We start from the raw sequence: 6517 nt of genomic DNA on the forward strand, positions 1-6517 counted from the left end.
CCTCCCTTCACCAGTGCGCGCCGGCCACGGGCCGGGCCGGTTCGGCAGACGCACCAGCCGCACCGGCCTGCGCGGATACCCGGTCCCTGCCCGCCACGCAGGCGCGCCAGGCCGACTGCAGGGCCAGCAAGGCCAGCAGCACCATGCCCACCATCACGCAGCCATAGGTCAGCGAGCCGGGAATGCCCAGGATCTGGCTGCGCTCGTCATGCACGATCTCCAGCATGTTCAGCGTGGACCAGGCCAGCGTGGCGTACAGGGCGGCCACGGCCAGCCAGCCCAGCACGGCCGTGGCGCGCTGCACTCGGGCAGGCAGGGCCTCGACCAGGAAGCTGGTGGTGATGTGGGCACCATGGGCGGCGGCCAGCACCACGCCCGACATCACCAGCCAGGGAAACAGCAGCTCGGGCACCTCGTTGGCCCATTGCAGGCTGGCGCCGCTGGCATAGCGCAGCGCGGTGTTGCACACCAGGATCACGAAGATCACCAGGGTGCTGGCCCACAGCACGGCGCGGCACAGGCCCGTGACCAGGCGTTCGATGAGGTTCATGGACGGCTCCCTGCGCTTGACTGCGCGCCTGCGGCCTTGACGACCTTGGCGATATAGGGGCCCGCAGGGCTGGCCAGCCACTTGTCCTGCACCTTGGCCGTGGCCTGGGCGAAGGCCCGCGCGTCGATGGTGCTCACCTCCACGCCCTTGGCGCGGATGTCGTCCAGCAGCCTGTCGTCGGCCTCGCGCGCCAGCTGGCGCTGGTAGGCCGTGGCCTCCTGCGCGGCCTCGGCCAGCAGCGTGCGGTCGGCGGCCGGCAGCCGGTCCCAGCTGCGCTTGCCCATGATCAGCGGCGTCATCTGGAACATGTGGCCCGTCAGCGTCAGGTGCTTTTGCACCTCGTACAGCTTGCTGGCGTGGAAGTTGGCCAGCGGGTTCTCCTGGCCATCGACCACGCCCTGCTGCAGGGCCACGTACAGCTCGGCGAACTTGATCTGCTGGGCCTCGGCGCCCAGGGCCTGGATGATGTCCACCAGCACCGCGTCGGGCGGCGTGCGCATCTTCAGGCCCTTGAGATCGTCCACGCTGCGCAGGGGCCGCTTGCTGTTGGTCATGTGGCGTATGCCGTTGTCCCAGTAGCCCAGTACCACCATGCCCTTGGCGGCCGATTTGTCGGCCAGCTCCCGGCCCAGCGGCCCGTCCAGCACCTGGAAGGCACGGGCCGGCGTGGCGAAGAGAAACGGCATGCCATAGGCCGCGTACTCGGGCACGGCCGCTGCCACCGCGCCCTGGGAATTGGCCGACAGGTCCAGCGCGCCCGTGCGCAGGGCCGTGACCATGGCCGCGTCGTCGCCCAGCTGGGCCGAGGGGGCGACCTGCACCTCGATGCGGCCTGCGCTGCGCGTCTTCACCAGTTCGGCGAACTTCAGCGAGGCCAGGTGGCGCGGATTGTCGGGCGCCGCGCCGTGGCCCAGCGTGAGCTTGACGGCCTGGGCACAGGCCAGGGCCGGCAGCAGCAGGGCGCAGGCGGCCAGGGCGGCGCGGTGGAAAAGCGTGCTTTGCATGGTCTTGTCTCCTTTGCTTGGGTTGTGTGCGGCCATGCAGGCCATGGCCAGGCGCGCGGGGCTCAGTGGATGAGCATCCCGCCGTTCACATCGAGCGTGATGCCCGTGCAATAGCCGGCCAGGTCGCTGGCCAGGAACACGCAGGCGCCGGCCACATCGTCGGCGCGGCCCAGGCGTGCCAGCGGAATCGTGGCGGAGATCTCGCGCTTGCGCTCGGGGCCGAGCTTGCCCTGGGTGATATCGGTCTCGATCAGGCCCGGCGTGACGCAGTTGATGCGTATGCCATCGCCGCCGAACTCGCGCGCCATGGCGCGGGCCAGGCCCAGCACGCCGGCCTTGGCGGCCGAGTAGTGCGGCCCGCCGAAGATGCCGCCGCCGCGCTGGGCCGAAACGGAAGAGATGCAGACGATGGCGCCCGCTTGCTGCCTGCGCATGGACGGCAGCACGGCCTGGGACATGTACAGCGTGCCGCGCAGGCTCACGTCGAGCACGCGGTCGTAGTCGGCCCCGCCGATCTCCAGCGTGCCCACGGCCTGCGTGATGCCCGCGTTGTTGACCAGCGCGTCGATGCGGCCAAAGGCGCGCAGCACGGCGGCGGCCGCCGCCTCGCACGAGGGCTTGTCCGTCACATCGGCCACCAGCCCCAGGTGCCCGTCGCCCAGCCGCGCGGCCGCGCCGGCCGGGTCGGCCCGCTCCAGGTCGAGGATGGCCACGCGGGCCCCCTGGGCGGCCATCTGGCGCGCCGTGGCAAAACCGAGTCCGTTGATCCCTGCGCCGCCGGTGATGATGGCGACCCTGTCCTTGAGCAGCATGTGCCTGTCTCCGCTGTAGTGGTGGTGGATGCAGCCATCTTGGGCTGTCACGAGCATGAAGACAAACGATGTTTCATCAGCCTAAGATGACGGTTCTTCAGCTCACGTACGGGGTCTCCCGGGGTCTGCCTGTGAGCTGCCCGCGTCTTCGAGGAACTTGCCATGGCATCCATTCCCAGCAGTGCCCACCTGCAGGCCTTCGAGGCCGTGGCGCGCCGGCGCAGCTTCGCGCTGGCCGCCTCCGAGCTGCACCTGACGGCCTCGGCCGTCAGCCACCAGGTGGCCAAGCTGGAGGCGCAGCTGGGCGTGCGCCTGTTCGAGCGCAGCGCGCATGGCGTGCGCCTGAGCCGCCCGGGGCAGGCCTACCTGGAACGCGTGGGCGGCGCGCTGGCGGCCATCGTCTCGGCCACCGAGGACCTGCGCCACAGCATGAGCAACAGCCTCTACGTGCACTGCGCGCCCAGCATCGCCAGCCTCTGGCTCATGCCCCGGCTGCGGGACTTCGCACGGGCCTGCCCGCACATTGCGCTGAACCTGTCGGCTGCGCATTCGCACAGCGACTTCGCGCTGGGCCAGGCCGATATCGACATCCGCTACGGCATTGCGCAGTGGCCGGAGCTGGAGGTGGAGCCCCTGTTCGAGGAGCACATCCTGCCGCTGGCCAGCCCCGCGTTCGTGGCCGAGCATGGGCTGCAGCGCGTGCAGCAGTTGCTGCACGTGCCGCTGATCCAGAGCAACGTCAGCATCGTCCAGTGGTCGGACTGGTTCCAGGCGTTCTCGCAGCTGCGCGCGCCAGAGCGCTTTGCCGTGCGCTTCGACCGCGCCCAGATGTCGCTGGACGCGGCCACGCAGGGCCTGGGCGTGGCGCTGGAAAGCGCCATGAACGCGGGCGGCCACATTGCCGACGGCCGGCTGGTGGCCCCCTTCGGCATGGACCGGGCCCTGCGCGTCAAGGCCCACTTTGCCGTCTACCCCGCGCGCAACGCCCGGCGCCCCGCCGTGGCGGCCTTCCTGGCCTGGCTGCATGCCGAGGCCGCACGCACCGAGCAGCAGCCCTGCCGCCAGTGCCCGGAATGAGTTGGCGGCCGGACCGGGAAAAGAGGCCGGACAGATATTCCCGCATCCGGCGGAAAAGGCCTGCGATGCAATTTCTCTATGAATGAGCGAGTGCGCGGCAAATGGTTTTATTGCCCCCTGTTTTCGGCGAATGACGACGCGATTGCCAGCAGGGATTGGCAATAATTCCGGACAGCCATATACACAGGGAGTGCCACGCTGAAATGGCCAAATCAGCAAGACGCCGATTTATCGGACTGATCACGGTGAGCTACGGGTTGCTCGCATTCGCCTGGATCATTCTGTCCGACAAGCTGTTGTTCGCGTTGGCAGGCAGTGCGGATATCGGCTGGCTTTCCGTCGCCAAGGGGCTGTTCTTTGTGCTGGCCACGGACTTCCTGCTGTTCTTCGCGCTGTGCTCGGTGCCGGCCGCGCACAGCGGCGGCGCCTCCGCCATCACCCAGGAAATGGGGCCGCGCCGTTTCCCGGTCTGGGCCTCCTATCTGTTTGCCCTGGCCATGAGCCTGGCCGTGCTGGCCGCCAGCAGCACGCTGGCCAGCCATTTCGGTGAACGCTCGCTGCTGCTGCTGTTCATGCTGCCCGTGCTGGTCAGTGCGCTGATCGGCGGCCTGGGGCCGGGCCTGCTGGCCACGGCCTTTGCGGCCTACAGCCTGGACCAGACGGACGGCGTCGCCGTGCGCGACTGGGCGCAATGGGGGGTGGTGGCCGTCAACGGCCTGGCCGTGAGCGTGCTGGCCGAGACGCTGCAGCGCTCGCTGCGCAAGGCCAACATGCAGCGGCAGCTGCTGGACTCGGTGATCTCCGGCACCTCGGATGCCGTCTTCGTGAAGGACCTGCGCGGGCGCTATCTGCTGGTCAACCGGGCCGCCGCCAGCCTGGTGGGCCGGCAGGCCGAAGACATCGTGGGCAAGGACGACTTCGCGCTCTTTCCCTTCGGCATCGCCAGCGCCATCCGCAGGAAGGACCAGGCGGTGCTGCGCCAGGAGGTGGCCACGCATGAGGAGCAGCTGACGGTGGAGCCGGGCAGGACGCTGGACCTCCTGGTCACCAAGGGCCCGGTGCGCAATACGGCAGGCCACATCGCAGGCCTGTTCGGCATCTCCCGGGACATCACCGAGCGCAAGCGCTTCGAGCGCGAGCTGGCCCAGGCCGCCGTGGTGTTCGACAGCAGCCACCAGGGCATCATGGTGGTCGATCCGGCGCGGCGCATCACGCGCGTCAACCCGGCCTTCACCCGCATCACCGGCTATGCGCCCGAGGAGGTGATCGGCCAGACGCCGCGCGTGCTGTCCTCGGGCCTGCACGGGCCGGAGTTCTACCGGCAGATCTGGGCCTGCATCGCGCGCGACGGCTTCTGGCACGGCGAGATCTGGAATCGCCGCAAATCGGGCGAGATCTTCGCCGAGATGCTGTCCATCTCCGCTGCGCAGGGTGCCGGCGGCGAGATCGAGCACTACATCGGCGTCTTCACCGACATCAGCCACATCAAGGCCCATGAGGCCGAGCTCGACCGCGTCACCCACTACGACCTGCTGACCGGACTGCCCAACCGCCGCCTGCTGGTCGAGCGCCTCAACCAGGCCATGCTGCGCACGGCGCGCGAGGGCCGCTCCCTGGCCGTGTGCTTTCTGGACCTGGACGGCTTCAAGGAAATCAACGACCTGCACGGCGTTGCAACCGGCGATGCGCTGCTGGTGGGCGTGGCCGAGCACCTCAAGAGCGTGCTGCGCTCCGAGGACACGCTGGCCCGGCTCGGTGGCGACGAGTTCGTGCTGCTGCTGTCGCAGATCGGCTCGGTCGAGCACTGCACCTCCATCCTCGACCGGGTGCTGGAGGCGGCCAGCCGCCCCGTGCCCGTGCAGGACCGGGTGCTGACCGTGACCGCCAGCGTGGGTGTCAGCCTCTACCCCGACGACCAGGCCGACCCCGACCTGCTGCTGCGCCATGCCGACCAGGCCATGTGCGTGGCCAAGCAGGCCGGGCGCAACCGCTACCAGCTGTTCGACCCGGAAAACGACCGCAAGGCCGATGCGCGCCGCCTGCAGCTGGGCTGGCTGCGCCGTGCGCTGGAGCAGGGCGAATTCCTGCTGCACTACCAGCCCAAGGTGGAGCTGGGTGGCGGCAGGCTGGTGGGCGCCGAGGCCCTGCTGCGCTGGCACGACCCGCGCCAGGGCCTGCGCTCGCCGGCCGAGTTCCTGCCCTTCATCGCGGGCAGCGACCTGGAGCGACCGCTGGGCGACTGGGTCATCGGCGAGGCCGTGGCCCAGGCGGCACGCTGGCTCGACCAGGGCCTGGACCTGTGCGTGAGCATCAACGTCAGCGCCAACCAGCTTCTGGATGGCGGCTTCCACGCCACCATGGCCCAGGTGCTGGCCCGGCATCCCGAACTGCCGCCGCACCTGATCGAGCTGGAAATCCTGGAAAGCGCCGCCATTGCCGACATGGAGCAGGCCATCCAGGTGATGGGGCAGTGCCGGCAGCTGGGCATACGCTTTGCGCTGGACGACTTCGGCACCGGCTACTCCTCGCTCACCTACCTGCGCAAGCTGCCCGTGCAGTCGCTGAAGATCGACCAGAGCTTTGTGCGCGACATGCTGGCCGACCCGGACGACCTGGGCATCGTCGAAGGCGTGATCCAGCTGGCCAGCACCTTCCAGCTCGAATCCGTGGCCGAAGGCGTGGAAACCCCCAGGCATGCGCGCCGCCTGCGCGAAATGGGCTGCCACGTGGCCCAGGGCTACGGCATCGCCCGGCCCATGCCCGCCGACCAGCTGCCCGCCTGGGCCGCGCGCTGGCAGGCAGGGGACAACTGGCTGGTGCATGGGCGGCACATGCCGTCCGAGGCCTGAGCCTCGCGCCACCGCGCCACCGCGCCACCGCGCCACCGCGCCACCGCGCCCGCGCAGGCTATGTCAGCTCGGCCGGCCGGGTCTCCTGCGCACTGCGGCTGGGCAGGATGATGGTGAAGATGGCGCCGCCTGCCGGGCCGTTGCCGGCCACGATGGTGCCGTCCATGGCGTCGATGATCTTGCGGCAGATGGCCAGCCCCAGGCCCGTGCCGCCCGAGCCGTCCT

Annotated in this window: 6 protein-coding genes; 2 read left to right on the top strand and 4 right to left on the bottom strand. The window is 69.6% G+C overall.

Features of this window, described 5'->3' with window-relative positions; translation table 11 throughout:
• Positions 1–7: 7 nt before the first annotated feature.
• From ACF8NF_RS00350 to ACF8NF_RS00360, 3 genes are all read right to left on the bottom strand, one after another.
• A complete protein-coding gene (locus ACF8NF_RS00350) occupies positions 8–550 on the bottom strand; it encodes a TRAP transporter small permease (RefSeq protein WP_392449878.1) in 543 nt (180 codons plus the stop codon).
• Complete coding sequence (locus ACF8NF_RS00355; protein WP_392449880.1) at positions 547–1554, bottom strand: TRAP transporter substrate-binding protein; 1008 nt, start codon at positions 1552–1554, stop codon at positions 547–549. Before ACF8NF_RS00355 ends, ACF8NF_RS00350 begins: the two co-directional genes overlap by 4 nt.
• Before the next feature lie 62 nt (positions 1555–1616).
• Positions 1617–2366, bottom strand: coding sequence for an SDR family NAD(P)-dependent oxidoreductase (locus tag ACF8NF_RS00360; protein WP_012202664.1), 750 nt, complete (start codon positions 2364–2366; stop codon positions 1617–1619).
• Positions 2367–2528: 162 nt separating this feature from the next.
• Here ACF8NF_RS00360 and ACF8NF_RS00365 point away from each other — a divergent pair, with 162 nt between their 5' ends.
• Both ACF8NF_RS00365 and ACF8NF_RS00370 read left to right on the top strand, forming a co-directional pair.
• The gene (locus ACF8NF_RS00365) at positions 2529–3443 is read left to right on the top strand and encodes a LysR substrate-binding domain-containing protein (protein ID WP_016450592.1); all 915 of its coding nucleotides are present in this window, start codon (positions 2529–2531) and stop codon (positions 3441–3443) included.
• A gap of 257 nt (positions 3444–3700) precedes the next feature.
• The gene (locus ACF8NF_RS00370; protein ID WP_223275343.1) at positions 3701–6292 is read left to right on the top strand and encodes a bifunctional diguanylate cyclase/phosphodiesterase; all 2592 of its coding nucleotides are present in this window, start codon (positions 3701–3703) and stop codon (positions 6290–6292) included.
• A gap of 58 nt (positions 6293–6350) precedes the next feature.
• On the opposite strand, the gene ACF8NF_RS00375 is transcribed toward ACF8NF_RS00370, so the two are convergent.
• On the bottom strand, positions 6351–6517 hold a 167-nt coding region (locus ACF8NF_RS00375), incomplete at its 5' end, for an ATP-binding protein (RefSeq protein ID WP_392449882.1).

This window comes from Delftia sp. WSY_22 (assembly GCF_043104185.1).
Lineage (GTDB): Bacteria > Pseudomonadota > Gammaproteobacteria > Burkholderiales > Burkholderiaceae_C > Comamonas > Comamonas tsuruhatensis.

Coding starts and splice junctions, on each gene's coding strand:
- ACF8NF_RS00350 (WP_392449878.1), bottom strand. CDS start 550: ATGAACCTCATCGAACGCCTGGTCACGGGCCTGTGCCGCGCCGTGCTG.
- ACF8NF_RS00355 (WP_392449880.1), bottom strand. CDS start 1,554: ATGCAAAGCACGCTTTTCCACCGCGCCGCCCTGGCCGCCTGCGCCCTG.
- ACF8NF_RS00360 (WP_012202664.1), bottom strand. CDS start 2,366: ATGCTGCTCAAGGACAGGGTCGCCATCATCACCGGCGGCGCAGGGATC.
- ACF8NF_RS00365 (WP_016450592.1), top strand. CDS start 2,529: ATGGCATCCATTCCCAGCAGTGCCCACCTGCAGGCCTTCGAGGCCGTG.